The sequence below is a fragment of the Agreia bicolorata genome (genome assembly GCF_000938265.1).
Lineage (GTDB): Bacteria > Actinomycetota > Actinomycetes > Actinomycetales > Microbacteriaceae > Agreia > Agreia bicolorata.
Genome location: NZ_JYFC01000009.1, coordinates 91,615 through 118,409 on the forward strand (window position 1 = coordinate 91,615; position 26,795 = coordinate 118,409).

A 26,795-nucleotide genomic window follows, 5' to 3' on the forward strand; every position below is an offset into this window, starting at 1 on the left:
CGGGAGGGCCGAATGATCTGCACCACGAGCGACTTCACCCAGCCCTTCGCCCTCACAGGCCCGCCTCGCCGGGTTGTTCCCCTCGTGCTGGGCTACGAGCCGATCGCCGAGTCCTTGTCGCTGCGCGGAGGCGACTCGTCTCGATTTCTGCTCGAACCGGTCACGGGTGCGATCGTCGTCTATGACAATGGCTGGGCGCTCGTCGACGGCGGCTTCGATCTCGACGGAGTGCGCGACCCGATCCTCCGTGCCGCCCGCTACGACTACGAGAGCTACACGGCCGTGGTGCCGCCGGGCGACGCGCTGGCCGAGGGAGTCTCCGCGGCGGGCCTCGAGTGGAGCGACCTGGCGTTCTGCGCAATTTCGCATGTGCATCTCGACCACACCGGTGCCCTGAGGCTGGCACCCGCGGGCACTCCGGTCGCGCTGCAGCGCCGGGAATGGCAGTGGCTGACGAGCGGAATCGGGCGTAGCGCGGTCGTCGTGCCCAGCGACATCCTCGACCGCGACGTCGACGTCGTGCTGCTCGACGGCGATACCGTTCTAGCGCCCGGGTTCACGGCCCTCGACACTCGCGGACACACCCCGGGGCACCAGTCCTTTCGCGTCGACCTTGCCGGGCGCTCGATCGTGCTCGCCTGCGATGCGGCCGATCTCGAGCGCAACCTGACCGAACGCATCCCGTGCGGTTGGACCGCCGTGCCCGGCGACGACGAGCTGGCCAGCCGTTCACTCGAGCGCCTGGCCGACCTCATGGTCGAGCCGGGAGTCGAGGTATGGCCCGGCCACGACCCCGCCTTCAGTGCGTGGATGCGCTGAGCGCCGTCACCGCCGCAGCTTCCTCGCGTGCCGCGGCGATCTCGGCCGAAGACAGGCCGAGCACGCGCAGGCACGACGCTGCGATGGTCGTGTCGTCGTCTTCGGGCGTCGCGGCGGTGCCGCCGTCGCGACGCAGCCGGATGACGAGTTCGGCGAGCTGAATCAGGATGGCGCCGATGCGGTCTTCGCTCATCGTCGCCGCGACGTCGGGGTGCGCTGCGGCGACCCCGAGGCGTCCGTAGCTCGCACGCAGTTGCTCACGCTCGATGCGGAACGCGTCGTAGCGCGACTCCTGAATCTCCGGAAGCAGATAGAGGGTGCCGATGTTGTGCGGTGTCTGTCGAAGTGTTCGGGCGTCAATGCTGGCCAGCGCGAACAGCGCGCCCGCCGGTGTGATCTCGTCGGGCACGCGCGCTTCGATGCGCTGCACGAACTCGATGCTCGGTCGCACGGAGCCGCTGAGCAGCTCCGCGAGAATCTCGTCTTTTCCGGCGAAGTGGTAGTAGAGCGACTGCTGCCGAATGCCCACGCGGTCGGCGATAGCGCGCGTCGACGATCCCGAGAATCCGGTCTCTGAGAACAGCGCCGCCGCGGCATCGAGGATCTGCTCGCGCGCGCTCAGGGCGGAATTCTGCTTGTGCACGCTGGCCCGGGGTCGACCTGCTTTGCTCGATGTGGAGACGGAACTCATGTGACCCATACTCTCACTCGACGGGCGCAGAGATCATTCGGCGGCTCGAGATCGCAGCCACGCCAGCCAGCCTCCGTGTGCGCTGATGTTCTCGGCGCCCTCTGTGGCGATGGGCTCGCAGAGAAAGCCCGACACAGAGCTGCCGTCGGCCAGCGAGACGCGGCCGATGGTCATCGGCGCGGGCAGTGCCGCGACGAAGGTGCCGAATCCGGATGCCGGCAGCGACCATATCTCGCCGGCCACGGATGTTCCGCCGTCGGCGACCCTCAGCAGGCCCGGCTTGGGCGGGACGGTGTCGAGGGCGAAGAGCGCGTAGTCGGCGCTGGTCGTGGTGCTCCGAGCGAAGGATCCGCCGGCCGCGACGAGCTGATGGTTGAGAGGCTGGCCCGTGAGGTGCGCGCCCACGACGAGAATCTCGAGCGCCGGAGCGAGCAGGCGCTCGGCCAGCTGGTGCACCGCGAGGTCGTGAAACGCGGGCGCCGTGATCATCACGCCGAAGGGCAGCCCGTCGACGACTCCGGCGGGCACTGAGCTCGACGCCATGTCGAGCAGATTGGCGAAGTTCGTGTACCGGCCCATGCGGCTGTTGCCGCCGATCGGGTCGGCGGCGATCTCGGCGAGAGTCGGATGCCACGTGGTGGTCGGGGTGAGCAGGGCGTCGCACCCGGCGAGCGCGGCTTTGGCGACCGCACCGAGCCGGTCGAGCTGCTCGCGATCGCGGTAGAGCTCGACCGCGGTGCGGTCGGCGCCGCCCAGCACGATCGTCGAGACCGAGAGGTCGAGATCGGTGCCGATGAGCTCGCGGTGCCCGTCGATGTGATCGCCCACGGCGGCGTAGCGTTCGGCCACGAACGACGACTCATAGAGCATCCGTGCCGCCTGCAGCAGCGGAGCGATGTCGACCTCGACGAGCTCCACTCCGGTGGCGGCGAGGCGACCCGCCGCGGCGTGGAACGCGTCTGCCCAACCCCGGGCGAGGCCATCCAGATGCTCTGCAGTCGGGATGCCGACGCGGGGACGTGCGGGGAGCGCGGTTCCTGTGGCGTGCGCAGCCTCGACGAGGGTGCGTTCCAGGGGGTCGATGCCGTCGGGCCCGGCGAGCAGCTCGGCCGTGTTGTAGGCGAGGCCGGCCTCACGGGCGAAGACGGTGACGCAGTCGAGGGTGCGGCAAGCGGGAACAACGCCCGTCGTCGGGATGCGGCCCCGGGTGAGCTTGACGCCGACGATGCCGTTGAGCGCCGCGGGCACACGACCCGAGCCCGCGGTGTCCGTGCCGAGTGCGACGTCGACGATGCCGAGCGCGACCGCCACGGCTGACCCCGAGCTGGAGCCGCCCGAGATGCGGTCGGGGCGCCAGGCGTTGCGCACGGCGCCGAACGGGCTGCGGGTGCCGACGAGTCCGGTCGCGAACTGGTCGAGGTTCGTCTTGCCGATGACCACCGAGCCGGCCGCGCGCAGGCGGCTGACCGCGGTCGAGTCCGCATCCGGGCGATAGCGGTAGCTGGGCGCCGCGGCGGTCGTGTCGAATCCGGCCGCGTCGATGTTGTCTTTGACCCCGGCCACCGTACCGGCGAGGGGCAGCCTCTCGCCCGCCTCGACGCGGGCGTCGATCGATGCCGCCTCGGCGAGCGTGTCTTTCTCGTCGCGCAGACTGATCCAGATCTCGGGGCGATCCACCGCGCGAATGCGTTCGTAGGCGGCGGTGACCCGGTCTACGGCGGTCGTGGTCTGCGTCATGCTGCTGCTCCAATAATCGAAATGAGAATCTGCCCGGGCGCGACCTGGTCTCCGGGTCGCACGTGGATCTCGCCTACGACACCGTCGGATGCTGCGACGACCGCCGACTCCATCTTCATGGCTTCGAGCGCCATCAGCTTCTGGCCGGCGCTCACCGCCTGGCCGGGCTCGACGCCGATCTGCCACACGGTCGAGGTGAACGGCGCGGCCACTCCCACCGAGCCCTCCGCGACGACGACGGCATCGGCCGGTGCGGCCGCCCTCTCGTCGGGGCGCACATCGAATTCGCCGGATGCGCGCCAGCGCTCCTTCTCCTCGCTGAATGCGCGGGCCTGCGTCTCACGGAAGTCGGCGATCGAGTCGGCATTCTCGGCGAGGAAGCGCTGGTAGTCGGCGATCGCGAACGTTCCCTCTTCGGTCTCGTAGTGACCGCGGCCGGCGTCGGTCTCGGCCCGCAGCTCGAGCAGCTCGTCGGCGCCCACCGGGTACCACTCGATGCGGTCGAAGAAGCGCAGCGCCCACGGGTTCTCCTGGAACAGGCCGCCGCGGCGGAACCTGTTCCACACCTGCACGGTGCGGCCGACGAACTGGTAGCCGCCCGGCCCCTCCATGCCGTAGATGCACATGTACGCGCCGCCGATGCCGACGGAGTTCTCTGCAGTCCAGGTGCGGGCGGGGTTGTACTTGGTGGTCACGAGCCGGTGTCGCGGGTCGAGCGGCGTGGCCACGGGCGCGCCGAGATACACGTCGCCGAGCCCGAGCACGAGGTACGTGGCATCGAACACGGTCTTCATCACATCGTCGACCGAGTCGAGGCCGTTGATACGGCGGATGAAGTCGATATTCGACGGCGTCCACGGCGCATCGGCGCGCACGCCGTTCATGTAGCGCTCGATGGCGAGATGCGTCGCCGGGTCGTCCCACGACAGCGGCAGCCGCACGGTGCGCGAGGGCACGACCAGCTCGTGAGTCGCGGGAATGTCCTGCTCCAGCTCGCGCAACAGACCGGCCAATGCGGTGGCCTTCAGCTCGGAGGAGTCGGTGTGAATCTGCAGCGAGCGGATGCCGGGGGTCAGCTCGAGCACGCCGTTCGGCGATTCGCTCTGCAGTCTCTCCATCAGCGCGTGCACGCGCATCCGCAACCCCAGGTCGAGCGTGAGGTCGCCGTACTCGACGAGCAGATTGTCGTCGCCGTCGCGGCGATACGTGACCGACGGCCGCGCATCCGTGGCCTCGAGCCGGTCGATCACGCCGTCGTCTCCGTCACCGCCGGAGGTCGCGACGCTGAACGAGGCGCGGTCGGCGTCGAGAGCGGCCGCGTCGGCCTCGCGCACGGGAACGAATCGGATCGTGTCGCCGGGCCGCAGCTGTCCGAGCTTCCACAGTTCGCCGCTGGCGACCACGGCGGGGCAGACGAAGCCGCCGAGGCTGGGCCCGTCTGGACCAAGAATGATCGGGGTGTCGCCGGTGAAGTCGATCGCGCCCACCGCGTAGGGGTTGTCGTGGATGTTCGACGGGTGCAGGCCCGCCTCGCCGCCGTCTTCGCGTGCCCATTCGGGGCGTGGCCCGTCGAGGCGCACGCCGGTTCGGGCTGAGTTGTAGTGCACGGTGTAATCGGTCGAGTAGAACACGTCGAGGTCGGCGCGGGTGAAGAAGTCGGGGGCGCCGTGCGGCCCCTCCGTCACGCCGATCTGCCAGGTCGTGGTCAGCGCGGTTCGGCGCTCCGCAGGGGTCGGACCTCCGATGCGGGTGAGCCGAGTGCCTTCCGCAAAAGCGGGGTGCGCGGCATCCGAATCGGGCGAGCCGGGTCGCAGCACGTCGCCGGGCAGCAGCGCGCGGCCGGCGTGCCCGCCGAATTTGCCCAGGGTGAAGGTGGATGCGCTGCCGAGATAGAGGGGAACGTCGATGCCGCCGCGCACCGCGAGATAGGCGCGCTGGCCGGGGCCGTGCAGGGTTGCGATGGCCAGCACGCTGCCGGCGGCGACCTCGACCGGCTCCCAGAAGGGCACCTCGACTCCGTCGAGGGTGGCGGATGCCGGTGCGCCGGTCAGGGCGATCAGGCTCGGCGCGCTGAATCGCAGGGTCGGGCCGGTGGCGGTGATCTCGAGCGCCGGGGCTCCCGCGGGGTTGCCGACGGCGAGGTTGGCCTCCGAGAATGAGGCGGCATCCATCGGGCCGCTCGGCGGAACGCCGATCTGCCAGTATCCGGTGCGACCGGGCAGGTCTTGCACCGTTGTCATCGCTCCGGCATCCAGAACATCGATGCGGGGGTCGGGGTCTGAGGTCTGGTCGAGGGTGGAGGTCGAGTGCACCGCGGCGCGCAGCCCCGTCTCGTCGGTGAGGGCGCGCAGCAGTCCGAGGTTGGTGACGACCCCGTCGACGCGGCTGGCGTCGAGACCCTCGCGCAGCAGGTCGAGCGCGGTGTCGCGGGAGGGGGCCGCGGCGATCACCTTGGCCAGCATCGGGTCGTAGTAGGGCGAGACTTCGAGGCCCGTTTCGATCCATCCGTCGACGCGCACGCCGCTGAGCTCGGCACTGCCGAAGCCGGGGAACGCCGCGTGGGTGACGAGGCCCGAGCTGGGAAGGCCGTTCTTGTCTGGGTCTTCGGCGTAGACGCGCGCCTCGAAGGCGTGGCCGCTCGGTTCGAACGGGGTCGTGAAGATCGAGGGGTCGATGCCTTCGGCGCCGTCGCGGGCGAGGCGCAGCATCATGGCCACGAGGTCGACGCCGTAGACCTCCTCGGTCACGGGGTGCTCGACCTGCAGGCGGGTGTTCACCTCGAGAAACGAGGCCTCTTCGCGCAGCGGGTCGTAGACGAACTCGACGGTGCCCGCCGAGCGGTAGCCGACGGATGCCGCGAGCGACCGGGCGGACTCGTGCAGTTGCCGCCGCACGGCATCCGGAAGCGCGGGAGCGGGCGCCTCTTCGATGACCTTCTGGTTGCGTCGCTGCAGCGAGCAGTCGCGGTCGCCGATCACGGCGACGCGGCCGTCGCCGGCGCCGAAGAGCTGCACCTCGACGTGGCGGGCGGGCCGCACGAGGCGCTCGAGAAACACGCCGGCCGAGCCGAAGTTCTTCTCGCCGAGGCGGGCGACCCTGTCGTAGGCCTCGCGCACCTCGTCGAGGGTTGTGCAGGCCTGCATGCCGATTCCGCCGCCGCCGCCCGTGGCTTTGAGCATCACGGGCAGCCCGATGCGCTCCGCCTCGGTCACCGCCTCATCGGCCGACGAGAGAAGTCCGGTGCCCGCGAGCATCGGAACGCCGGCGCGGGCGGCCAGCTCCCTGGCCGTGTGCTTCTCGCCGAACGAGGCGATCTGCTCTGCAGTGGGGCCGATGAAACTCATTCCCGCGGCCTCGATGCGGCGTGCGAAGTCGAGGTTCTCAGACAGAAAGCCGTAGCCGGGGTGGATGGCGCCGATGCCCAGCCGCTCGGAGACCTCGAGGATCGTGTCGATGTCGAGGTACGACTCCTTGGCCGGAGCCGGGCCGAGGCGCACGGCCTCGTCGGCCTCGCGCACGTGAGGAGCTGCGCGGTCGGCGTCGGAGTAGACCGCCACCGTGCGAAGTCCGAGAGTGCGCGCCGAGCGGATGATGCGGCGCGCGATCTCGCCCCGGTTGGCGATGAGGAGGGTGTCGAAGGCGGGGGTCATGCGTGGTCCGATCCGTCGGTGGGGGCCGTCACGATCATGCGCAGCGGAGTGCAGTTGAAGTCGTTGCAGGGGTTGTTCATCTGTGGGCAGTTAGAGACGATCACGAGCACGTCCATCTCGGCCCGCAGTGCCACGCGCTTGCCGGGTGCCGACATGCCGTCGACGATGCCGAGCGTGCCGTCGGCCTCGACCGGAACGTTCATAAACCAGTTGATGTTCGAGACGAGGTCGCGGGCGCCCAGGCCGTGGCGGGCGGCTTCGGCGAGAAAGTTCTCGCGGCAGCCGTGCTGGTGCTCGGTGTGGAACCCGTAGCGCAGGGTGTTCGACTCCTTCGAGCAGGCGCCACCGATGGTGTCTTGCCGGTCGATCTCGTTGCCGGTCACGGTCATCAGGGGGCGTCCGAGGTTCGAGCGCAGAATCGACCCCTCCCTGAGGTAGGCGTTCTTCTGCCAGGCCAGGGTGTCGGGTGTGGAGTACCGCTCGTCTGTGTCTTGCGCGTTGTAGACCAGAAAGTCTGCGGACTGATTGCCACCGACATCCACGATCGTGAGGGTCTGGCCGGCGGTGAGTCGAGCCGACCACGGGGCGAGCGGCGCAACCGCTTCGTCGAGCACGATCGCGCCGGTCGCCAGCGGGCCGCTCGGGTCGAGCGTGGTGCCCTCGACGTAGTGGGCGCCCACGGGAACCGTCGTCTCGATGACGCGGTCTCCGACGGTGTGAGTGGTGATGGTCATAGTCCTCGGGCCTCCGCGTAGTCGATCGAGTTGAGATAGGCGCGGTTCACTTCGGGTGTCGCCGTGAACTGCGGGTTGCCAGGCAGAGTGGGCTCGCCAGGCCAGGCGTGCACGCGGAGAGGCCCGACCAGGTAATCATCTGCGGGGTCGAGCGGATGCGGCACATTGACGATCAGCACGAGCAGGGGCAGCTCGGCCACGAGCTCGACGTGCGTGCCCTCGCCCGCGCTGCCCAGAAACGAGAGCCCGCCATCCGCCTCGACGTGAACGCCCTGAAAGAACGAGACGCTGGGCGGCAGGTCGCGCCCGGTGAGTCCGTGTTTGGCTGCGGCGAGCAGAAAGCGGGAGCGGCCCGAGGGCGATGGGCCCTCGGGAGCCGCCGATCCGTATTTCGCCGTCGTCGATTCGTCGGTGCTGGTGCCGCAGAACGTGTCGTGCCGGCCCGAGGTGTCGGCCGTAATGGTCGCCAGCGCCCGGCCGTCGCCCGAGAGCAGGGGGTGACCTACGCCGAGGTACGCCTGCCACGGGATCTTGATCGTGTCGGCGACGTTGAGCCGTTCGTTCGTCTCGAGCGCGTTGTACACGATGACGTGGGCGCACGCGTTGCCGGTCGGATCGTCGAGGCGCAGCCGGGTGCCGCGGGCGATGATCCGGTGCGTGTAGCCCCCGGGCGCCACGGTCTCGGCCCAGACCAGGGCGTCGCGGTCGACGCCCTGGGGCACCACCGGCGACGACGAGGCCGGCCGGTAGGGCATGTACTCCGAGGTGCGTTCGGCCTGGGCGCGTGCGTCGGCTCTCGCCGCCAGCACGCTGTCGGTCTGGTGGTCGTCGGCTATCGAGGTCATGGTGCCGGTGCTCTCTTTCGGGCGGTGCGGATGCCGTGGGTCGGTTTTGGCGGTGAGGCTAGGTGCTGGTGGCGGCGGCGCTGGGGCTAGGCGATGGTCGCGACCGCGCCGGCGGGGGCTCCGGCCGGGGGTGCCGACGTCGGCAGGTGGCCGAGGTTGATGGCGCCGTGGCGGGTGCGGGCGTGGCGGTGCACGAAGAATCCGACGATCAGCGTGGCGCCGATGAAGAGCAGCGCGCTCCACTGCAGCCACCACGTCTCGCCCGTGAGGTCGTAGATCTCGGCGCGCGGCCAGACCAGGTTCACGACCATGCCGACCTGGTAGACGACGGCGATGATGTTCACCGGAATTCCCCACCGGCCGAGGCTGAACAGCGGCTTGCCGGTCTCGTCGACTCCGGGAGGAAATCCCTGATCGGGGGCCTTGAGGCGACGCACGAGCAGCGGCACCGTGACCCCGAGGTAGGCCAGATAGAGCATGGCGATGCAGAGGCTCGAGAGGGCAGTGAAGATGGCGGCCTGCCCGAAGTTGACCGCCAGAGCGAGGGCGGCGCCCACACCGATGACCACGCTGGTGGCGATGGGGGTGCCCGTGCGGGGCGACACCGCGGCGAGTGTGCGCCAGAACGGCAGGGCGCGCTCGCGGGCCATCGAGAACATCATGCGCGAACCGGATGTCTGCACCGCCAGGGTGCAGGCGAACACGGCGACCGCGACGGCCACGAGCAGCAGTCGACCGAAGACCGGACCGAGGCGCTCTGTCACGACATAGGCGATTCCGCCGCCGGCGAGGCTTCCGTCGGTGAGGCTCGGGGCCGCGATGAGCGCCGCGATGATCAGCAGCGCGCCTCCCAGGCCCGACACCACAACTGCTCGGATGATCGTCTTCGGGATCGTCTTGCGCGGAGCGTGCGTCTCTTCGGCGAGCTCACCGGCAGAGTCGAAGCCCACGAGTACGTAGGCCGCCATCAGAGACGAGGCGAGGAACGCCCAGATGTAGGGGGAGTCGGAGGGGGCGGTGCCCTCGCTCGTGAACACCACCGACGGATCGCGAGCGGGTAGGAGCAGCAGGGCGGTGACCAGCACGGCCACGCCGACGATCTCGATGAGCACGCCGACGCTCGTGGCGAGAGCCATGATGCGCACGCTCAGAATGTTGACGACGGTGGTGATCACCAGCAGGATCACGCCGAGCAGCACAGCATTCTGGGCGCCGGTCTCGGAGGCGAGCGACGGATCGGCGGTCGGTCCGCCGACGATCTGGAAGCCGTCCCAGATGGCGGGGAGGACTGCCTGCACGGCGATCGCGGCGACCGCGACCGTGAGGGTCTGCGCCACGATCATGACCCAGCCGGTGAACCAGCCGAAGGTCGTTCCCGCGAGGCGGCTGGCCCACTGAAAGATGGAGCCGGCGATCGGCCAGCGCGCGGCGAGCTGCGCGAAGTTGAGGGCCACGAGCAGCTGGCCGGCGAAGACGAGCGGCCATGTCCAGAAGAACGCGGCCCCGCCGATGCCGAACCCCAGCCCGAAGAGCTGGAACACCGTCGTGAGGATCGAAACGAACGAGAAGCCTGCGGCGAACGAGGCGAAGGAGCCGACACCACGGTGCAGTTCCTGACGGTAGAGCTTGTGGTTCTGGTGGGCTGGAGCGAGGTGGATCGGGGATGGTTCCTGGGCACTCATGGGCGCGACCTTCCGCGGACAGGGACTCGAATACCTGTCGATTGACAGGTGATGCTCCCATGCTGGGCGACGGCAATTGCGAGCCGGTTTCGCGGTTGTTAAATGTACGTTTCGCGGCGCGCGACGATGGCCGCGTGCGGGCGGTATCCGAGGCCGGTGCGCGTGTGCGTCTCGACGACCTCGAATCCGGATGCGCGCAGCCGCTCGCTCAGCTCGGCCACGGGCCAGCGGTAGGCCGTCGTCACAGCATGGTCGAAGGGCTCGACGGCGGCGCCTTCGAAGAACCCCACCAGCAGTAGCCCACCGGGCCGCAGCACGCGCGCGATCTCGTCGAGGGCCGAGCCGATCGCATCCGGCGCGTGGTGAATCAGCGAATACCACGCGAGCACGCCGCCGAGAGATGCGTCGGATGCGTCGAGCGCCTCGACGCCGCCCGTCGCGAACCTCAGACCGGGGTAGGCCGCGCGGGCATGCTCGACGAACGCGGGCGTGAGGTCGATGCCGCGAATGTCGACGCCGCGCGCCGCGAGGAAGTTCGTCCAGTGGCCGGGGCCGCATCCGGCGTCGATCGCGGGACCGACGAGCTGGTCGCCCCACGTGCCGATGAGCTCGCGGTCGGAGGGGTGCATGGCCTCGACCGATCCGAGCAGCTCGATGTATTCGACCGCCCGACCGGAGTACGCGTCGGCAACCTCGTTCATTCCTGCGCCTTTCGCCCGCCGATTCACGTGTTCGCGCTCCGTCGACAGATCGCTCCCCTTGCCGTTAATCGTCTCACTCCGTCACTTGACCTGAGAACGGCCGTCTCAGCTAGGGCGGCGCTGAACGATCGTCTATCGGACTGCGTGAACGGGCTAGAAGTTGCTTTCACAGTGTGTCAAGTACCAGCCGCGCGTCGAGTCGCAGCCGATCCAGGAAGAGTTCGTCGTGGCTCACTACGACGAGGCCGCCTCGCCATGCGCGGAGTACGTCGACAAGGTGATCGGTCGTTGCCATGTCGAGGTCGTTCGTCGGTTCGTCGAGCACGAGCAGTTGTGGTGATGGCTGCGCGAGGATAAGTCCGGCCAGGGCCACGCGAAACCGCTCCCCGCCCGACAGCGTCCTGGTCGGCCGGTCAACGACTGCGCCTCGTACTAGCAGGCGCGCGAGCGCGTCGCGCACGTCGCGTGTTGGAACGGTCGGCGCTACGCCAGCGACGTGCTCAAGCACGGTGCGATCATCATCGAGCAGGTCCTCCCGGCACTGGGGCAGCCATCCGATTCGGTCAGTGAGTGCCTTCGCGTCCGTGCCGGGAAGAGGATGCGGCCGGGTATCGGCTGCGCCGACGAGCCGCTCGAGCAGTGTGGTCTTGCCCATGCCGTTCGCCCCGACGATAGCGAAGCGCTCCGGCCCCTGGAGCACGGTGGTGCGGCCCCGCACGGTGAACTCGGCGAGGCGCCGCGCGGCGGGCACGCCCGGGTTGGGAAGGTCGAGTTTCACAGTGTCGTCATTCCGCACCTGCCGGGATGCCGCATCGACGTGCTCGCGGGCGCGCGACTCGGCATCGGCGTGCCCCGACCTCAGCTTCCCGGCCGTGGCTTCTGCCCGGTTGCGCCTGGCATTTGCGAGGATCTTCGGCATCGACGCAGCGGACTTCTCTCCCGCCTTCGCGCGCCGGGCGATCGTGGTCTCGGCCTCCACCCGTTGTCGGCGCTCAGCCCGAAGCACCTGTTCTGCTGAGCGCAGGTCGCGTTCAGCGGCCGTGTGTTCGATGGAGAGGCGTTCCTCGAAGGCAGACCATGTTCCACCGAAGGTACGCAGCGAGCCGTCGCGCAACTCAGCGATCTCGTCGACATGTTCGAGGAGCTCGCGGTCATGACTGACGATGACGAGCGTGCCGCGCCAGCGGTCGACCAGGTCGAGCAGGAGCCCGCGGGACCGGCGGTCGAGGTCGTTCGTGGGCTCGTCGAGCACTGCGATCGGGAGACCGCGCAGTCTCACCCCCGTCACGGCTGTGAGGACTGCCTGCCCGCCAGAGAGTGTCGCAACCGGCCGACGCAGGTCGGCGACCGCGAGTTCGAGCCCGGCTTCGTCAAGCGCGGCGATCGCCCGGGCCTCGATATCCCAGTCGTCGTCGACTACGTCGAAATGGTGCGGGTCGGCGTCCCCGCCGAGGATGGCGTGCAGAGCGTCGAGTCGTTCACGCACGCCGAGCAGATCGGCGACGGTGTGGTCTGGTCCGCGCACGAAGCGCTGCGGCAGCAGGTCGACCGGTCCCGTCGTCGAGACGTTTCCTCTTGTTGGGACGAGGTCGCCGGTGAGTAGTCGTACGAGCGTGGACTTTCCGGCACCGTTGGCCCCGACGAGCCCGGTGCGCCCGCTGCCGAATGCGGCGCTGACCCGTTCGAGGACGACCGAGCCGTCGGGCCAGGCGAACGAGCAGTCGGTGAGAACGATGGATGGCGTGGTGATGGTACTGAACGTGGTGGGCACGGTGCTCCCGGTGGTGGTGACGGCGCACGACGACCACCGCGCTCCCGGCCGAAGGCTGGGAACGACGGCCTCACCCGATCAGCGGGTAGGCACGGGCGGCGTCAATGCGAGGGCAACTGCTGCGTCATGGACGCAGTACCGGTGTTGATGCGCAAGGGCCTGTCTTTCGTGCGGGGAGCCCCCGTTTCCGCGAGCCGACCGGTCGGCCGGTGAGGTGGCCGCACCGACGTCGCGGCCCGCGACGAGGTACTCCTCAACGCTACGTGCGAGGCGGTGCAGCCCGCAAGGGCCCCGCCAGAAGTGCATCGCCTTACGTGCTGTGATTCCGACCAGTGCGGCCTGGCCTGCATATAGGTTGAAGACATGCCCTCATTCCGCGTCGGCCCTATCTCATACACCGTAGGCAGAGCCGACTTTCTCGGCTCATTCTTCGACACCATCACCGTTCGACTCGAAGATGGTTCGCGTGGAAGCAGGTATCCGCTCCTTGCTTCCTTGTACGCGGCTGGGGAACTCTCCTCTGCCAGCGCAGCCGTCGCCCGCGACGAGCTTCGAGATGTCGTTGACGCGCTCAGCGCCTTCCCGCCAACAGACGTGGTGTGGGATGCGGACGACTCCACTCGACAGCCGCCCTGGGGTGATGAGATAGCACCGTCGATTCTCACCTTGGCCGACTATCACGTCACAGCAGACGGCCGGCGGCTACATGAGGTGCTCGACACGGCTCTAGATGCGTCCGCGCGCGTACAACGACCGCTTCGCATTGCGTAGCCGGAGAATCCTCCTGCTGGGAGGTGAGCGCACTCGTCCGACTGCTTTTTGCCATTGGGTCACGCAACCGGGTGTCCAAAGTTCCGCGAAAGCTTCTGCAGTTCGACCCGCCCGCGCGGGACCGCTCATAGCCTGTGGGAAACCTCCATATCAGCGCGGGCTGCCGGAATTAATCGTGTTCGGTGGACGCTATTCCAGATGCTCTTCGACTGACTGAGCGATGGCGGCCGCTAGCGTTCGATCATCTGCAGCTGGACCTTCACTCCGGCTGAGGTCGATCGAGATGACGTACGAGTCCCAGATTGAGTAGACATGAACGACCGGCTTCGAGGGGCCGTCTACAAGGCAGGTCGACCCGATCGCGCCCTTCATGCCGAGCGGCTCGCAGGTTTCTTTCTTGGATTCCGCGTCGGAGTGTTTGGCCCTCAGTCGGTCGAGTCCTTCCTCGGTCGGAGCGGTGATCCGGATCGAGAGGGCGTTCCCGCTGTCCGTAGCGCTCGACTGAGTGCACTCGGCTCCCTGCGCATCATCAGGATCGATCGTGATCGAGTCGCCGTCGCGGATCAGCCCGACCCCGGTTGAGGTTTCACGTGGCAGATCCGGCACGGCTTGCTCGACCAAATCCGGTGAAACGAGGCCGCAGGCGGGCGTCACGGCATTCGGCGAATCGGGTGCGCAGCCGGCCAGACCGGACATCAACAGCCCTACTACGAGCAGGTAACCCACCCCACGAGCAATTCTCACGCTGAACGACCTCCCCGATCGTAAAGGCTCAAGAATAGGCGCAACGCCGTGGCTTCACCAAGGTTCCTGCCCGCCGTGAGTGCCGCTTGGAATCAAGAGGGCAATCGCGGAGCGCGACCGGAAACGACGGTTTTCAGTCGTATCAGTGACCTCGGCGTACCTGAGCCGGGCATCTTCCAAGGCCGCACGATCGACTCGCCGCTCGCATGGGTCATGAACACTGGCTTCGTCATGGGCGGTCTCGGCATCCTCGCCGTTGCGACCACCGTCACCGGTCGCATCCGTACCCTCATGGTGACCCTCGGCGCCATTACCGCCGTGGGGCACACACTCGTGGGACTCATGCACACCTTCGTCGAGGCGGCCCAGAACGGCACCCTCGTTCTCCACTTCACCGGCGCATTCCTCGCCATTCTCGGCGGCAATATTCTCGCCGTCACACTCGGGGGGTACTGGCGGAAGCAGGCCCCCACCAAGCGGATTGGGAACGCCGTCCTCGCGGTAGGCATCGTCGGGCTCGTCGCGGTCGTGGTCCTCGGTTTCACCGCCATGAGCCAGGTCGCCCCCCAACGGACTAATCGAACGCACCACCGTCTATAAGCTGCTCCCGTTCCAGCTGTGTACCGCCGCTTACCTCATCCGAGCGGGTCGCACGCCGATCGCTGCGTCGCGCGCGGGCTGAGTCGACCGGCTTACGGGCGGTTTCGTTGTGGCGGCTCTTCCCCGGTGGCAGGGTATCTAGGTGCACATATCGCCTGTTCCACATGACACGTCGGTCGAGGTGCGGCCCTACGAAGACGGCGACGCTTCCAGCACGCTCGAGGTGTTCCTGACTGCGATCACCGAAACTGCGTCCGCGGATTACACGAGCGAGCAAATTCAGGCGTGGGCTGACCCCGGCGGGCGCGATCTTCGGCGCTGGGCCGAAGCAATGGCAGGGAGGCAGAGCTTCGTCGCCATTATTGGCGGTCAGTTGGCTGGGTTCTCTGATGTGAGCGAGGACGGCTACATAGACATGATGTTCGTGTCACCGCAGTTCTTGCGACGCGGGGTGGCACGGACACTACTTGTCTACGGGCAAGAGCTGGCTCGGAAGTGGAAGGCCAGCGAGTTGTCAGCGGACGTCAGTATTACGGCCCGGCCTTTCTTCGAAAGCCAAGGCTTCGCTATCGTAGCGGAACAGTCGCCCGTGAAGCGAGGGGTGATGCTGACAAACTTTAAAATGCGCAAGCCTCTGGATCACCCACCAGAGTGCGTTGATGCCCGCTGAGCGCGACCCGGCGTCTGCCAGAGCTGCACCGCGTGTGACGCCACTGTCTCAACGACGCTGAGGCGGCAGTCCTCACCGCAGCCAATACGATGTGGCTATGTCTGTTCAGCACATTCAGCTCACTGTTCTCGGAAGCTCGACGCCATACCCCAGCGCCGACAATCCCTGCTCGGGATATCTGGTCACATCAGGCACAACGAAGCTCTGGATTGACGCCGGAACCGGCACTCTTGGGCCTCTTCAGCAGCACATCGCCCTCGGCGATCTCGATGCCATCTGGATCTCCCACCTCCACGCTGACCACAGCGCCGACTTGCTCACTGCCTTTTACGCCCTCGTCGCCGCCGACATCACCCGCAGGCCCGTCCCGCTTTACGGCCCTCCGGGAATTGCGGAGCGCCTCACCCACTACCTGACCAACGGATCCACTCCTGCTCCGATCGATCGCGCCTTCGAGATTCATGAACTGCATGACCTGCACCAAGCGCAAGTGGGCAACCTGCTCCTGACCTCTCGCAGCGTGTCCCACGGAATCCCCGCGTTCGGTGTTCGCATCGCAAGCCCAACAACATCGCTTGTTTTCTCCGGAGACACTGCACCGTGCGCAAACCTCACCGACCTTGCCGTGGACTGTGACGCACTGCTCTGCGAATCCGAGAGCACCGCTGCTCCCCATGACGCGCCCCAGGTTCACCACACTCCGGAGAACGCGGGAACCACGGCGACGGATTCCAGAGCCGGTCGATTGATCGTCACCCACGTGGGCCGATCCCTGACCCCAGCTGACGCGCTCGCAAGGGCGGCAACCCGGTACAGCGGGCCTATTGAATTTGCCGCGCCGGGAACAACGTTTGCCATCGGTTGAAATAACACGTTCCCGCCAGATGCTGCTCGCGGCCCCTGTCGAGCGCATCCATCGGTCGCCAAACGCTCTTATTCGCGGGCATAAGAGCATGAGGCGACGGATGGATGAGCTCCGCCTCCTGCGCGCCCACGCCTATGGCCTGCTCAGCCCGCGGGCGACTCCAGAAAGGTGCGCGCCGCGACGACCAGTGCATCGATGCCGTGCTGCAGCGTCGGCTCGATCACCGGAGCGAAGTAGGGGGAGTGGTTGCTCGGTATGTCGCTCTCGGCGCGGCCTGCGGCGGATGCTGCGGCGAACGCGACAGGATCGGCGCCTCCCGTGAACCAGTACACCAGCGGCACGCCCGCACTCGACGACAGCACGCTCACGTCTTCGCTGCCGGAGACCGTTCCGTAGTCGATGACTGCCCTGTCGCCGAACGCGTCGACGAACCGCGATCGCAGTCTCTCGGCGGCGTCGGGGTCATTCATGGTGGCCGGCGCGCTGGCCAGCAGGGTGACGTCGGGTTCGGTCGTCATTCCGGATGCCGCGGCCTCGGCTCGCACGATTCGCTCGACGGCGGCAAGTACGCGCTCGCGGGTGGATGCGTCGACCGAGCGCACGTTGACACCGAGATGTGCGTCGGCCGGGATGATGTTGCTCTTCGTTCCGGCCTGCAACTTTCCGACGGTGACAACGGCGAGTTCGCCCGGGGTCACCTCGCGCGAGACAACGCTCTGCAGGCGCACCACCGTGGATGCCGCGGCGAGCACCGGGTCGATGGTTCTCTGCGGTGTCGAACCATGGCCACCCCGGCCGTGCATCACGACCGAGATGTCGTCTGAGGCGGCCATCATCGCTCCGGAGGTGAGCGACACCAGGCCCGCGGGCAGCGGCCCGATGTGCTGCCCGAGAACGATATCGGGGTGGGGCACCTTCGTGAGCAAACCGTCGTCGACCATGGCCGCAGCCCCGGCAATGACCTCCTCGGCCGGCTGGAACACGGCGACGATCGTTCCCGAGAACTCGTCGCGGTGCGCTGCGAGCTGCTCCATCGCGCCGACCAGCCAGGTGACGTGCATGTCGTGCCCGCACGCGTGCATGACCGGAGTCTCGAGCCCGTCAGCAGTCGTCGCGATAGCGGTGCTGGCGTAATCCAGACCGGTGAGCTCGTGCACCGGCAGGCCATCCATATCGGCGCGCAACCACACGGTGGGCCCGGGGCCGTTCGCGAGCACCGCGGCGACGCCCGTGCCGCCTATCCCCTCGATGACCTGCAGGCCGAGCGCCGTCATGCGCTCGGCGACGATCGCGGCCGTGCGGTGTTCCTCGAAGGCGAGTTCCGGATGCGCGTGCAGGTCTTTGTAGAGACGTGTCAGCGAGGTCAAATCATCAGTGTTTGCGACCATGGGCCACACCCTACTCCGGAGGCCTGCGCTCAGTGATGGAACGAAGGGCTCCCCTCGGTGTCTGGCATCGGCGTCTCGAGCGCTTCGAGGTAGCCGACCTCGGCGGTGAAGGCCGCGAGGAACTTGTCGGCCAGATCCATCGACAGGTCGCGTCGCACCACGATGCGCTGCACGGTGAGGTCAGCAAGGTCGGCCGGCATCGGATAGGCGGGCACGATCCAGCCGCGCATCCGCAGGCGATCCGCCAGGTCGTAGAGAGTCCATTTGTCGGTGTGGCCCGGCTTGAGTGACCAGGCGAAGACCGGGATGTCTGTGCCGTCGTTCCAGAGTTCGAACGGGCCGAGAGCTGCGACGGCTTGCGAGAGGTGCACCGCGACATCCTGCGCCCCCTGCTGAATCGCCGTGTAGCCGGCCACCCCCAATCGCAGGAACAAGTAGTACTGCAGCAGAACCTGCGCGCCCGGCCGCGAGAAGTTGAGCGCGAGGGTGGGCATGTCTCCGCCGAGGTAGCTCACGTGAAAGATCAGGTCGTCGGGCAGCCACTGCTTCTCGCGCCACAGCACCCACCCGAGCCCGGGGTAGACGCCGCCGTATTTGTGCCCGGAGGTCGAGATGGAGTGCACTCGTTCGAGGCGGAAATCCCACTCGAGCTCGGGCTGCAGAAATGGTGCGATCATGGCGCCGGATGCACCGTCGACGTGAATAGGGATGTCGAGTCCGCGCGCCTCCTGGATAGCGTCGAGGGCCGCCGCGATCTCGGCGACCGGCTCGTACATTCCGGTGTAGGTCACGCCGAGAATCGCGACCACGCCGATCGTGTTCTCGTCGACGTAGGAGTCGAGGTCGTGCCCATCGAACACCTTGTGCTCGTGGCTGATCGGCACGAGCCGCATCTCGACATCCCAGTAATTGCAGAACTTCTCCCAGCACACCTGCACTGCGGAACTCATCACGAGATTCGGCCTCGACGTGTCCGCTCCAGCAGCCCGACGGCGGTGCTGCCACAGCCGCTTCATGGCGAGGCCGCCGAGCATGCAGGCCTCGCTCGAACCGGTGGTCGACGTGCCGATCGTGCCACCGGCATCCGGTGCATGCCAGAGGTCGGCGAGAATCGCGGTGCACTTCACCTCGACGGCGGCGGTCGACGGGTATTCGTCTTTGTCGACCATGTTCTTGTCGAACGCTTCGGCGTAGAGGCGGTCGGCGTGCTCGTCCATCCAGGTGGTCACGAAGGTGGCCAGGTTGAGCCTGGCGTTGCCGTCGAGCTGGGCCTCGTCGTGCACGAGCTGGTAGGCCGTCTCGGGCAGCATCTCGTCGGGGCCGAGTCGGTCGTGCGCGGCTGAGGACGCGCGGGTGTCGCGATCGAAGACGGGGGTGAGGGCATCGTCGGTCATCGTGATCCGTTCGTCGGCGTGCTGCTCACGTTAGTGGATGTGGGGGTGAAGAGTCCGCTAGACGTTCACCTCACCCGCGAGGTGCACGTGCGCGCCGAGTTCGGCGAAGGCCACCGCCTTGGCGAGCAGGGCGGCGTCGGCGGTCGCCGCATCCGGTGCATACGCGACCTGCACGTGATTCGCCTTGTGTCGGGCCATGAACTGGTCGCGGCTCACGCCGTGCAGTACCACGTGCATGATGGGCCACTCGATGTTGGTGGCCCGCCACCTGCGCGAGGTCTCTTCGGCGGGCAGCGAGACCGCCGAGGCGCGGCCGATGTCGAGGTGCAGTTCGCCGCCCGCGATGTAGAGCCGCGACCACACGATCTCGCCGGGCTTCGAGACTCCCGTGATGGTGGAGCCGCCGGCAGGGAAGAACACCGGGCCCTGTCGCCAGCCGACCGCATCCGCGTAGCCGTTCTCGAAGTGCGACGGTGGCACCGAGCCCGAGATCTCGTAGACCCACACGAACTGCCCGTCGAACTCCTCACCCCAGCGCACGTCGTGCAGCGTCGTGGCGGGGTCGAGCCCCATTGCAACCCACACCCGGTTCGTGATGAGCGCGTCTGCGGCGACGCCCTCGTCGGCCTCGTTGAAGTGGGGCAGCGCCTTGCCCTCCCAGAGCACACGCGACCCGTCGCGCGACGTGACCGGCGGGCGCTCGACGTTGTTGAGTAGGCCCTCGACGAGATCGGATGCCGGGGTCAGGTCTTTGAGGCCCTGTTGGTATTGGATGCCCACGGCGTCGAGCCCGAAATCGTCGCTGATGCGCAGCGCGGCGATGTACATCTTGTACTGCTCGCGCAGCTGGCCCTCGGTGAGCTCGGTGGCGTCGTCGGTGCCCAGTTTGAAGGTCATGCCGGCGTCGAGCAGCCAGCGGCCGACGGCATCGGCCGTGTCATCGTCGACGCGCTGCATCTCTGCGTAGAGGGCGCTCTGCGAGAGGCGCTCCTTATAAATGCCCAGTGGATTGAGCAGCTCGTCGTCGATGATGGCGTTGTACATGCCCATGCAGCCCTCGTCGAAGACACCGATGATGGCCTTGTCGGTCTGCAGCTGCTTGGCGAGGGCGCGACCGAGCTCCACCTCGGGGGATGCCTCGAGCGACTCGACGGGCGGAAACGCGCGCACGTGAGACGAGTCGTGCCGGATGCCGCCGGTCGCGATCCATTCGCCGATGCGGTCGTGTGCCCACTCATCGGTGAAGTCGACACTCCACACCGTGGAATACGGGGTGCCCATCTTGGTGAGGCCGGCGTTGAGCCCGAGCAGCCCGACGAGGCCGGGCCACTCGCCCGCGAAGTTGGCGGCGGTGAGGATGGGCCCGCGGTGCGTGCGGAGGCCGGCGAGAACGTGGTGGCTGTACTGCCAGACCGCCTCGGCAACGATCAGCGGTGCGTCGGGCGGAATCGAGGTGAAGATGTCGAGGCCCATGCGCTGGCTCGAGATGAAGCCGTGGCCGGTGTCGGGGTCGACGCCGTGGGCGCGCACAACGCTCCAGCCCTGTCGGGCGAAGGCATCGGCGATGGCCTGTTCGAGCGCCTGCTGTGTCGGCCACCCTGCGACGTTGGCCGATTCGCGCAGGTCGCCGCTGGCGATGAGATAGGCGGTCTTCGGGGCGACGGTGCCGCGGTCTCGCAGCTGGGGGAGGGCGTAGTCGGAGGTCATGATTTTTCCTGGTTCGGAGACAGTGGGGTCAGCGGTAGAGGGCCACGACGCGATCGATCTCGGCGAGAACCTCCGGCGTCGGCGGAGTGATGGCCATGCGCGTGGTGCCCCCGTTGATTACGAGCGCGCGATAGGCGGCCTTCATGCGGCCCATGTTTCCGGCAATGGCCGTGACCACATCGTCGACAGCAGCCTGTGCCGCGGCGAGCTGTTCGGCGTCGCCCGAGTCGGCGGCGGCGGCGAGGGCGCGGAAGGGCTTGGGAAGCACAGACGAGACGCCGGAGATGACACCCTGCGCGCCGAATTCGGCGGCGGCCGCGAGCTCCGCGTCGGCCCCGGTGTAGATCACGAAGTCGTCGGGCACCACGGCGCGGTACTGGGCGATGAGGTCGAGGGGCTCCTCGCTCACCTTGGCGCCCACGATTCGGGGCAGCCGGGCCAGCTCTGCCATGAGCTCGACGCTCACGAAGTTGCCGCTGCGCTTGCGGTAGACGTAGATGTACACCGACAGACCCTCGGCCGCAGCATCGACCGCCGTGAAGAACTCGCGCAGGGCGTCGTCGTCGGAGGGCAGGTAGTAGGGCGTCAGCACCGCGATCTCCGTCGCGCCGAGGTCTCGGGCCTGGTCGATTAGCCGCAGCACCTCGTAGAGGCTGGGCGCGCCCACGTGCACGACGACGCGCATGGCGCCTGCGAGTTCTTCGAGGCTGAGTGCCGCGAGCTGCCCGCGCTCCTCGAAGCTCAGCGAGGGAAACTCGCCGGTGGTGCCGAGCACGAACGCGCCCTCGTTGCCCGAGGCGGCGACGTAGCGCAGAATCTCGCGCGAGCCGTCGAGGTCGAGGGATCCGTCGTCGTGAAACGCGACGGGAACGGCGGTAAGGATGTCTCTGCGTGTCATGAGGTTCGCTTTCTGGTGGGAGATTCTTCGGTGACGGGTCAGCGGGCCGCTGCGTTGGCTGCGGAGTACGACGTGTTGCTGGTGGGAGTGATCACGAGCTCGTTCACGCAGATGCGCGACGGCAGCGCCGCGAGGTAGCGCACGGTCTCGCCCAGGTCGTCGGCGGTGAGCATCAGCTGCTGCTCGGCTTCGGTGGGCACGATCGGTCGGGTCTTGAGGATGTCGGTGTGCACCTCGCCGGGGCACAGATGCGTGGCCCGGATGCCATGCTGGCGCTCCTGCACATTCAGGGTCTCGGCGAGCACCCCGAGCGCGGTCTTGCTCGCGGAGTAGGCGGCGCCCGCGGTGGGCGCGAAGCGCCAGGCCGCCCACGACGAGACGAGAATCAGCAGCCCGTTCTGCGCTCGGCGCATGCCCGGCAGAACGGCGTGGATCGCCCGGGCCGCGCCCGTGAGATTCACGTCGAGCACCCGGGCGAAGTCCTCGGGGTCGGTGTCGCTCCAATAACGAGAGGTCACGTTGGTGCCTGCCGAGTAGACGAGCACCTGCACCTCGCCGTGCTCGGCCTCGATGTGCGCCAGGGCCGCTGCGGGGCAGCTCGGGCCATCGGATGCGGAGACGTCGGCGGGCAGCGCGACGATGCGGCCCGGCCGGCCGTCGTGCGCGTCGACGACCTGCTGCAGCTCGGCTTCGCGTCGGCCGGAGACCACCACGGTGTAGCCGGCCTCGGCGAGGGCTCGGGCGGAACCCGCCCCGATGCCGCTTCCGCCACCCAGGATCCAGGCGACCGGATGCCTGCCCTCGGTCATCCCTTCGTCGCCCCGGCCGTGAGGCCGGCCACCACGTAGCGCTGCGCGAACAGGGCGACGAGCATCACGGGCACCGTGATGATGACCGACGCGGCCATCAGCCCGCCCCAGTCGACTGAGGCGTAGCTCGTGAAGTTCGAGATGGCCACGGGCAGGGTGCGCGTCTCCTGATTCGAGAGCACGAGCGCGAAGAGAAAGTTGTTCCAGCTGAAGATGAAGGCCAGAATCGCGCTCGTCGCCACACCCGGAAGCGCGAGCGGCAGCACCACGCGCACGAAAGCGCCGACGCGGCTGGAGCCGTCGATCTGGGCGGCCTCCTCGAGCTCTTCGGGCAGTCCTTCGAAGAAACCGGCCATGATGGCGACCACCAGCGGCATCGTCACGAAGATGTGGGTGAGGATGAGCGCCGTGTAGGTTCCGACGAGCTGCACCTGGCTGAACAGGAAGTACCAGGGAATCAGCAGGCTCACGCCCGGGATGACGCGGGCGAGCAGAACGAACGCCGTCGCGTTGCGGATGCGGAACCGGGCGATGCCGTAGGCCGCGGGAACCCCGAGCACGAGGGCGACGATCGTGGCGCCGACGCCCACGACCACGCTGTTCACGATGAACGGGGCGAAGTTCTGCGCGCCGAACACCGTGCCGAAGTTGTCGAGGGTCGGCGTGAAGTCGAAGGTGCGCGAGGGCGTCACGATGTCGAGGTTCGTCTTGAACGCGGCCATGAGCATCCAGCCGAGCGGGAGCACGAAGAGCAGCACCACGACCATGATGGCGATGGTGCGCAGCGTGGGGCCGAGCAGGCGCTTCTTGCGGCGGCGGGGAGCCGGCGGCGAGACGCGAGCGGCGGCGGCTTCGGAGCGCGTGGGCCGCTGGGCGGTGGCGGTCATGCTCGGTGTCCTTTCGAGCGCAGAATGGTGAGTGCGGTGAGGATGATGATGATGAACATCAGAAACAGCATCAGCAGGGCGGCGGCGCTGCCGTACTGGGAGTTTCCGAAGCTCTCGTTGTAGGCGAGCATGTTGAGCGTCTCGGCCTCGTTGTTCGAGCCGCCGGTGCGGCCCTTCGTGGCGTAGATGATGTCGAAGGTCTTCATCGCGTCGATCGAGCGCAGGATGGCGGCGGCCGCCAGGGTGGGCATCAGCAGGGGCAGGGTGATGTGCCGAAACCGCTGCCAGGCGTTGGCGCCGTCGACGCGGGCGGCCTCGTCGGGCTCTTCGGGCAGAGTCGACAGGCCGGCGAGGAGGATGAGGATGACCATCGGGGTCCACTGCCAGACGTCGATGAAGACGATGGTGTTGAGCGCCGTGTCGGTTCCCGAGAGCCAGAGCTGTGCGGGCAGGCCGAGCGACTTCATGAGCACGTTGGCGAAGCCGATCGAGGGCTCGAAGATGAGCAGCCACATCATGCCGACGGCCACGGGGGTCGCGACGAGGGGCAGCAGGATGAAGACCCGCACGATGCTCTGGCCGCGGAAGGTCTTGCGCAGAAGCAGTGCGATCGCGAGGCCGAGAACGAGCTCGATCACGAGGGCCGTGATCGTGAAGTAGGCGGTGCGGCCGACGGCCGGCCAGAAGCGCTCGAAGTCGGTGAGCCAGGTGGCGTAGTTCTCGAAGCCCACGAACTTGAAGGGCCTGGTCACCGAGCTGGCCGAGTCGGTGAACGACAGGAACACCGTGTAGGCGATGGGGAAGATGATGAGCAGGGCGACGAACACGATGGCGGGGGCGGTGAACAGCCACTTGATGTGCCGGTCGGCCCAGGTGGTGAGCCCGCTGCCGCGCCGCCTCTTCGGGGCGAGGTAGCTCGGGTGACTGGTCGTTGTCATGATCTGCCTTCGATGGTGTCAGGGTGTTGTTCGGGAGGGTGTGCCGGGCGGGTGCTTGGTCAGCACCCGCCCGGCACGAGGTGTTACTTCTCGCCGTCGAGCAGGTCTTGGAAGTCGGTGTTCGCCTTGTCGGCGGCCGAATCGACGTCTCCTCCTTCGATGGCGCTGATGGCGGGTGCGCCCACGATCTCTCGGGCCTGGGCCACCTTCTCGAGCTGGGGGCGGTCGTGTCCGACCGTTCCCTCGCTGTTGCGCACGATCTCGACGAGACCGGCGGGGAAGGATGCGGTGGCCGCGTCGTCGGCCCACGAGGAGTCGCGGGCGCTCGGCACAGTGTCATCGGCGAGCAGCGTCTTGCTGTTCTCCTCGTTGGTGACCCACTTGATGAACTCCCAGGCGGCGTCCTTCTTCTTCGAGTACTCGTTGATGCCCACGGTCTGCGGCACGATGCTGTACGGATGCGATCCGGCAGGCCCCGCGGGGAAGGCGCCGTATGCGACGGTGTCGACGACGGCGCTGCTCGCCGGGTCGAGGAAGGTGTAGGCCTGGCTGTCGGCGTCGAGGTAGAACGCGGCGTTGCCCTGCGCGAAGATCGCGGATGCCTCGGGCCAGCCCATGTTCGTCGCTCCGGGAGGGCCGTAGTCCTTCAACAGCTTGCCGTAGAAGGCGTAGGCGTCTTTGGCCTCGGGGGTGTCGACAGAGGCGTTGCCGTCTTTGTCTTGGAAGTCTCCGCCGTAGCTGTAGAGGAACGAGGAGAACTGCGTGACGAGCGGCACCTTGGAGCCGCGCATCGCGATGCCGTAGAAGCCCTTGGCGGGGTCGTTCAGTTTCGCGGCAGCGGCGTCGAGCTCGTCGAGCGTGGTGGGAACGGGGATGCCCGCCGCCTCGAGCAGGTCGGAGCGGTAGTACATGATGTGGCGCTCGGTCATCACGGGAACGCCGTAGACGACGCCGTCGAGGGTCACGGCGTCTCGCGACGACTGCTGAAAGTCGTCCCAGTTCCAGTCGGCGTCGCTCTTGACGTAGTCGGTCATGTCGGCGAGCCAGCCGTTGCGGCTGAACTCGCGCATGACATCCTGCACCTGGTAGCCGTAGATGTCGAAGTCGCTCGACTGGGCGTTGAGCTTCACTTTGAGGGTGTCGTTCAGCTGTTCGTTGCCGTAGAACTCGAGGTTGACCTTCACGCCGGTCTCGTCTTCATATTTGGTCGCGAGGGTCTTCAATCCCTCGGTCCAGGGGCTGTTCGCCGCGATGAGGGTGAGGTCGGTGACCTTCTCCGAGGAGGAGCTTCCGCCGCCGGCGCAGGCCATCAGGCCTGCCGCGAGGGCGAGTGCGAGGGGCGCCGCGAGGGCTGCCCTTCGGTTTCGTCGTGATCGAATGATCATCATTGATCCTTTCCGTTGTTCTCTTAGGTGAGTGTGCGTGGAGTGTTCTGGTGCGGGATTGCGGGGTAAAAATCAGTTGGCCAGTGCCTGCGGGCGTCGACCGGAGAAGACGTCGACGATGGCCTGGGCCGTCGAGAGTCCGATGCGGTGGTAGGCCTCGAGGCTGTCGGCAGCGGCGTGGGTGGTCGCGATCACGTTCGGGAATGCGAGAAGCGGGTTGTCGGACTTCACCGGCTCGACCTCGAACACGTCGAGTCCGGCGCCGGCGATGTGGCCGGATGCGAGCGCGTCGGTGAGCGCCGATTCGTCGACGAGACCGCCGCGGCTGGTGTTCAGCAGCACGGTGCCCGGCCGCATGGATGCCAGCAGTCCGGCGTCGACCAGGTGGTGGGTGGACTCGACGTGCGGGGCGTGCACGCTCACGACATCGACATTCGAGACGGCATTTTCGAGCGAGACCAGGCGAACGCCGAGGCGGTCAGCCTCGTTCTCGTCGCCGAACGGGTCGTAGGCCACGATGTCGACGTCGAATCCTGCCAGCCGTCGGGCGAGCAGGCGCGAGACCGCTCCGAAGCCGATCAGGCCGATCGACTTGCCCGAGATCTCGGCTCCCACGAAGCGGTCCCACGTTCCCGTGCGGATTCCCGAGTTCATGGCCGGGATCTGGCGGTAGACGGAGAGCAGCAGGCCGAGCGCCAACTCGGCCACGGCCGCCGCGTTGCCTCCGGGGGCGTTGACCACGTCGATGCCGCGTGAGCGGGCCTCGGCGAGATCGATGTTGTCGAGGCCGACTCCGAGGCGGGAGATGATGCGGAGTTCGGGTGCGAGGGCCAGGGCGTCACGGTCGAAGACCTCGACGCCGCAGACGGATGCCGCGGCCGTCGGGAGCAGTGCGGCCAGGTCGTCGGCCGTCCAGGGCACGGATCGTTCGTTCTCGACGAGGGTGAATCCGTGCTCGAGCAGCAGATCGCGCCCCGCGGAGCAGAGCTCTGCGTAGCGCACGGGGCCGACGATCACGGTTCGACCGGATCCGATCGAGGAGGGAGACGCCATGAAGTGGGTCGCTTTCTATGGCCCAGGCAGCGTTCCGGAGAACCGCGTTGCTCGTC

At 67.6% G+C, this 26,795-nt stretch carries 23 protein-coding genes; 5 read left to right on the plus strand and 18 right to left on the minus strand.

The window, feature by feature from the left end:
* The first annotated feature begins 12 nt into the window (after positions 1-12).
* Complete coding sequence (locus tag TZ00_RS17195; RefSeq protein ID WP_052521671.1) at positions 13-819, plus strand: N-acyl homoserine lactonase family protein; 807 nt, start codon at positions 13-15, stop codon at positions 817-819.
* On the opposite strand, the gene TZ00_RS17200 is transcribed toward TZ00_RS17195, so the two are convergent.
* The 8 genes from TZ00_RS17200 to TZ00_RS17235 all read right to left on the minus strand — a co-directional run bounded on the left by TZ00_RS17200 (position 800) and on the right by TZ00_RS17235 (position 12,630).
* Complete coding sequence (locus tag TZ00_RS17200) at positions 800-1,510, minus strand: TetR/AcrR family transcriptional regulator (protein WP_052521677.1); 711 nt, start codon at positions 1,508-1,510, stop codon at positions 800-802. The two genes, TZ00_RS17195 and TZ00_RS17200, sit on opposite strands and share 20 nt — an antisense overlap.
* A gap of 33 nt (positions 1,511-1,543) precedes the next feature.
* Positions 1,544-3,247, minus strand: coding sequence for an allophanate hydrolase (locus tag TZ00_RS17205; RefSeq protein ID WP_044443595.1), 1,704 nt, complete (start codon positions 3,245-3,247; stop codon positions 1,544-1,546).
* Entirely contained in the window at positions 3,244-6,897 is a 3,654-nt protein-coding gene (gene uca / locus TZ00_RS17210) for an urea carboxylase (RefSeq protein ID WP_044443596.1), read from the minus strand. Before uca ends, TZ00_RS17205 begins: the two co-directional genes overlap by 4 nt.
* Complete coding sequence (locus TZ00_RS17215) at positions 6,894-7,631, minus strand: urea amidolyase associated protein UAAP2 (protein ID WP_044443597.1); 738 nt, start codon at positions 7,629-7,631, stop codon at positions 6,894-6,896. The genes uca and TZ00_RS17215 overlap by 4 nt, the downstream gene beginning before the upstream one ends.
* Positions 7,628-8,476 (minus strand): urea amidolyase associated protein UAAP1, encoded by an 849-nt coding sequence (locus TZ00_RS17220; RefSeq protein ID WP_044443598.1) that lies wholly within the window; start codon positions 8,474-8,476, stop codon positions 7,628-7,630. The genes TZ00_RS17215 and TZ00_RS17220 overlap by 4 nt, the downstream gene beginning before the upstream one ends.
* Before the next feature lie 86 nt (positions 8,477-8,562).
* The gene (locus TZ00_RS17225; RefSeq protein ID WP_044443599.1) at positions 8,563-10,158 is read right to left on the minus strand and encodes an APC family permease; all 1,596 of its coding nucleotides are present in this window, start codon (positions 10,156-10,158) and stop codon (positions 8,563-8,565) included.
* Positions 10,159-10,256: 98 nt separating this feature from the next.
* A complete protein-coding gene (locus tag TZ00_RS17230) occupies positions 10,257-10,859 on the minus strand; it encodes a class I SAM-dependent methyltransferase (RefSeq protein ID WP_044443600.1) in 603 nt (200 codons plus the stop codon).
* Between the two features lie 166 nt (positions 10,860-11,025).
* The gene (locus TZ00_RS17235) at positions 11,026-12,630 is read right to left on the minus strand and encodes an ATP-binding cassette domain-containing protein (protein ID WP_238579745.1); all 1,605 of its coding nucleotides are present in this window, start codon (positions 12,628-12,630) and stop codon (positions 11,026-11,028) included.
* Positions 12,631-12,993: 363 nt separating this feature from the next.
* Between TZ00_RS17235 and TZ00_RS17240 the strand changes: the two genes are divergently transcribed.
* Positions 12,994-13,401, plus strand: a complete 408-nt coding sequence (locus tag TZ00_RS17240) for an Imm70 family immunity protein (RefSeq protein ID WP_044443601.1) — start codon at positions 12,994-12,996, stop codon at positions 13,399-13,401.
* A 189-nt stretch (positions 13,402-13,590) separates the two neighbouring features.
* On the opposite strand, the gene TZ00_RS17245 is transcribed toward TZ00_RS17240, so the two are convergent.
* Positions 13,591-14,127, minus strand: coding sequence for a hypothetical protein (locus TZ00_RS17245; RefSeq protein WP_152631251.1), 537 nt, complete (start codon positions 14,125-14,127; stop codon positions 13,591-13,593).
* A 66-nt stretch (positions 14,128-14,193) separates the two neighbouring features.
* Here TZ00_RS17245 and TZ00_RS17250 point away from each other — a divergent pair, with 66 nt between their 5' ends.
* From TZ00_RS17250 to TZ00_RS17260, 3 genes are all read left to right on the plus strand, one after another.
* The gene (locus TZ00_RS17250) at positions 14,194-14,745 is read left to right on the plus strand and encodes a DUF998 domain-containing protein (RefSeq protein WP_152631252.1); all 552 of its coding nucleotides are present in this window, start codon (positions 14,194-14,196) and stop codon (positions 14,743-14,745) included.
* A 142-nt stretch (positions 14,746-14,887) separates the two neighbouring features.
* Positions 14,888-15,415, plus strand: coding sequence for a GNAT family N-acetyltransferase (locus tag TZ00_RS17255; RefSeq protein WP_238579746.1), 528 nt, complete (start codon positions 14,888-14,890; stop codon positions 15,413-15,415).
* A gap of 97 nt (positions 15,416-15,512) precedes the next feature.
* The gene (locus TZ00_RS17260) at positions 15,513-16,280 is read left to right on the plus strand and encodes an MBL fold metallo-hydrolase (RefSeq protein ID WP_044443603.1); all 768 of its coding nucleotides are present in this window, start codon (positions 15,513-15,515) and stop codon (positions 16,278-16,280) included.
* 143 nt (positions 16,281-16,423) lie between these two features.
* On the opposite strand, the gene TZ00_RS17265 is transcribed toward TZ00_RS17260, so the two are convergent.
* The 9 genes from TZ00_RS17265 to TZ00_RS17305 form a co-directional block, all read right to left on the minus strand.
* Positions 16,424-17,668 (minus strand): amidohydrolase, encoded by a 1,245-nt coding sequence (locus TZ00_RS17265; protein ID WP_044443604.1) that lies wholly within the window; start codon positions 17,666-17,668, stop codon positions 16,424-16,426.
* Positions 17,669-17,697: 29 nt separating this feature from the next.
* On the minus strand, positions 17,698-19,062 hold the full coding sequence (gene gad / locus TZ00_RS17270) for a glutamate decarboxylase (protein WP_044443605.1): 1,365 nt from the start codon (positions 19,060-19,062) through the stop codon (positions 17,698-17,700).
* Positions 19,063-19,119: 57 nt separating this feature from the next.
* Positions 19,120-20,769 carry a fucose isomerase gene (locus tag TZ00_RS17275; protein ID WP_044443606.1) on the minus strand — a complete coding sequence of 550 codons (1,650 nt, stop codon included), beginning with the start codon at positions 20,767-20,769 and terminating at the stop codon, positions 19,120-19,122.
* Positions 20,770-20,797: 28 nt separating this feature from the next.
* Positions 20,798-21,667, minus strand: coding sequence for a dihydrodipicolinate synthase family protein (locus TZ00_RS17280; RefSeq protein WP_044443607.1), 870 nt, complete (start codon positions 21,665-21,667; stop codon positions 20,798-20,800).
* Between the two features lie 38 nt (positions 21,668-21,705).
* Positions 21,706-22,476, minus strand: a complete 771-nt coding sequence (locus TZ00_RS17285) for an SDR family oxidoreductase (protein ID WP_044443608.1) — start codon at positions 22,474-22,476, stop codon at positions 21,706-21,708.
* A complete protein-coding gene (locus tag TZ00_RS17290; RefSeq protein WP_044443609.1) occupies positions 22,473-23,363 on the minus strand; it encodes a carbohydrate ABC transporter permease in 891 nt (296 codons plus the stop codon). Before TZ00_RS17290 ends, TZ00_RS17285 begins: the two co-directional genes overlap by 4 nt.
* A complete protein-coding gene (locus TZ00_RS17295; RefSeq protein ID WP_044443610.1) occupies positions 23,360-24,301 on the minus strand; it encodes a carbohydrate ABC transporter permease in 942 nt (313 codons plus the stop codon). The genes TZ00_RS17290 and TZ00_RS17295 overlap by 4 nt, the downstream gene beginning before the upstream one ends.
* An 83-nt stretch (positions 24,302-24,384) precedes the next feature.
* A complete protein-coding gene (locus TZ00_RS17300; protein ID WP_044443656.1) occupies positions 24,385-25,686 on the minus strand; it encodes an ABC transporter substrate-binding protein in 1,302 nt (433 codons plus the stop codon).
* A 72-nt stretch (positions 25,687-25,758) separates the two neighbouring features.
* Complete coding sequence (locus TZ00_RS17305) at positions 25,759-26,739, minus strand: phosphoglycerate dehydrogenase (protein ID WP_044443611.1); 981 nt, start codon at positions 26,737-26,739, stop codon at positions 25,759-25,761.
* Positions 26,740-26,795 lie beyond the last annotated feature (56 nt).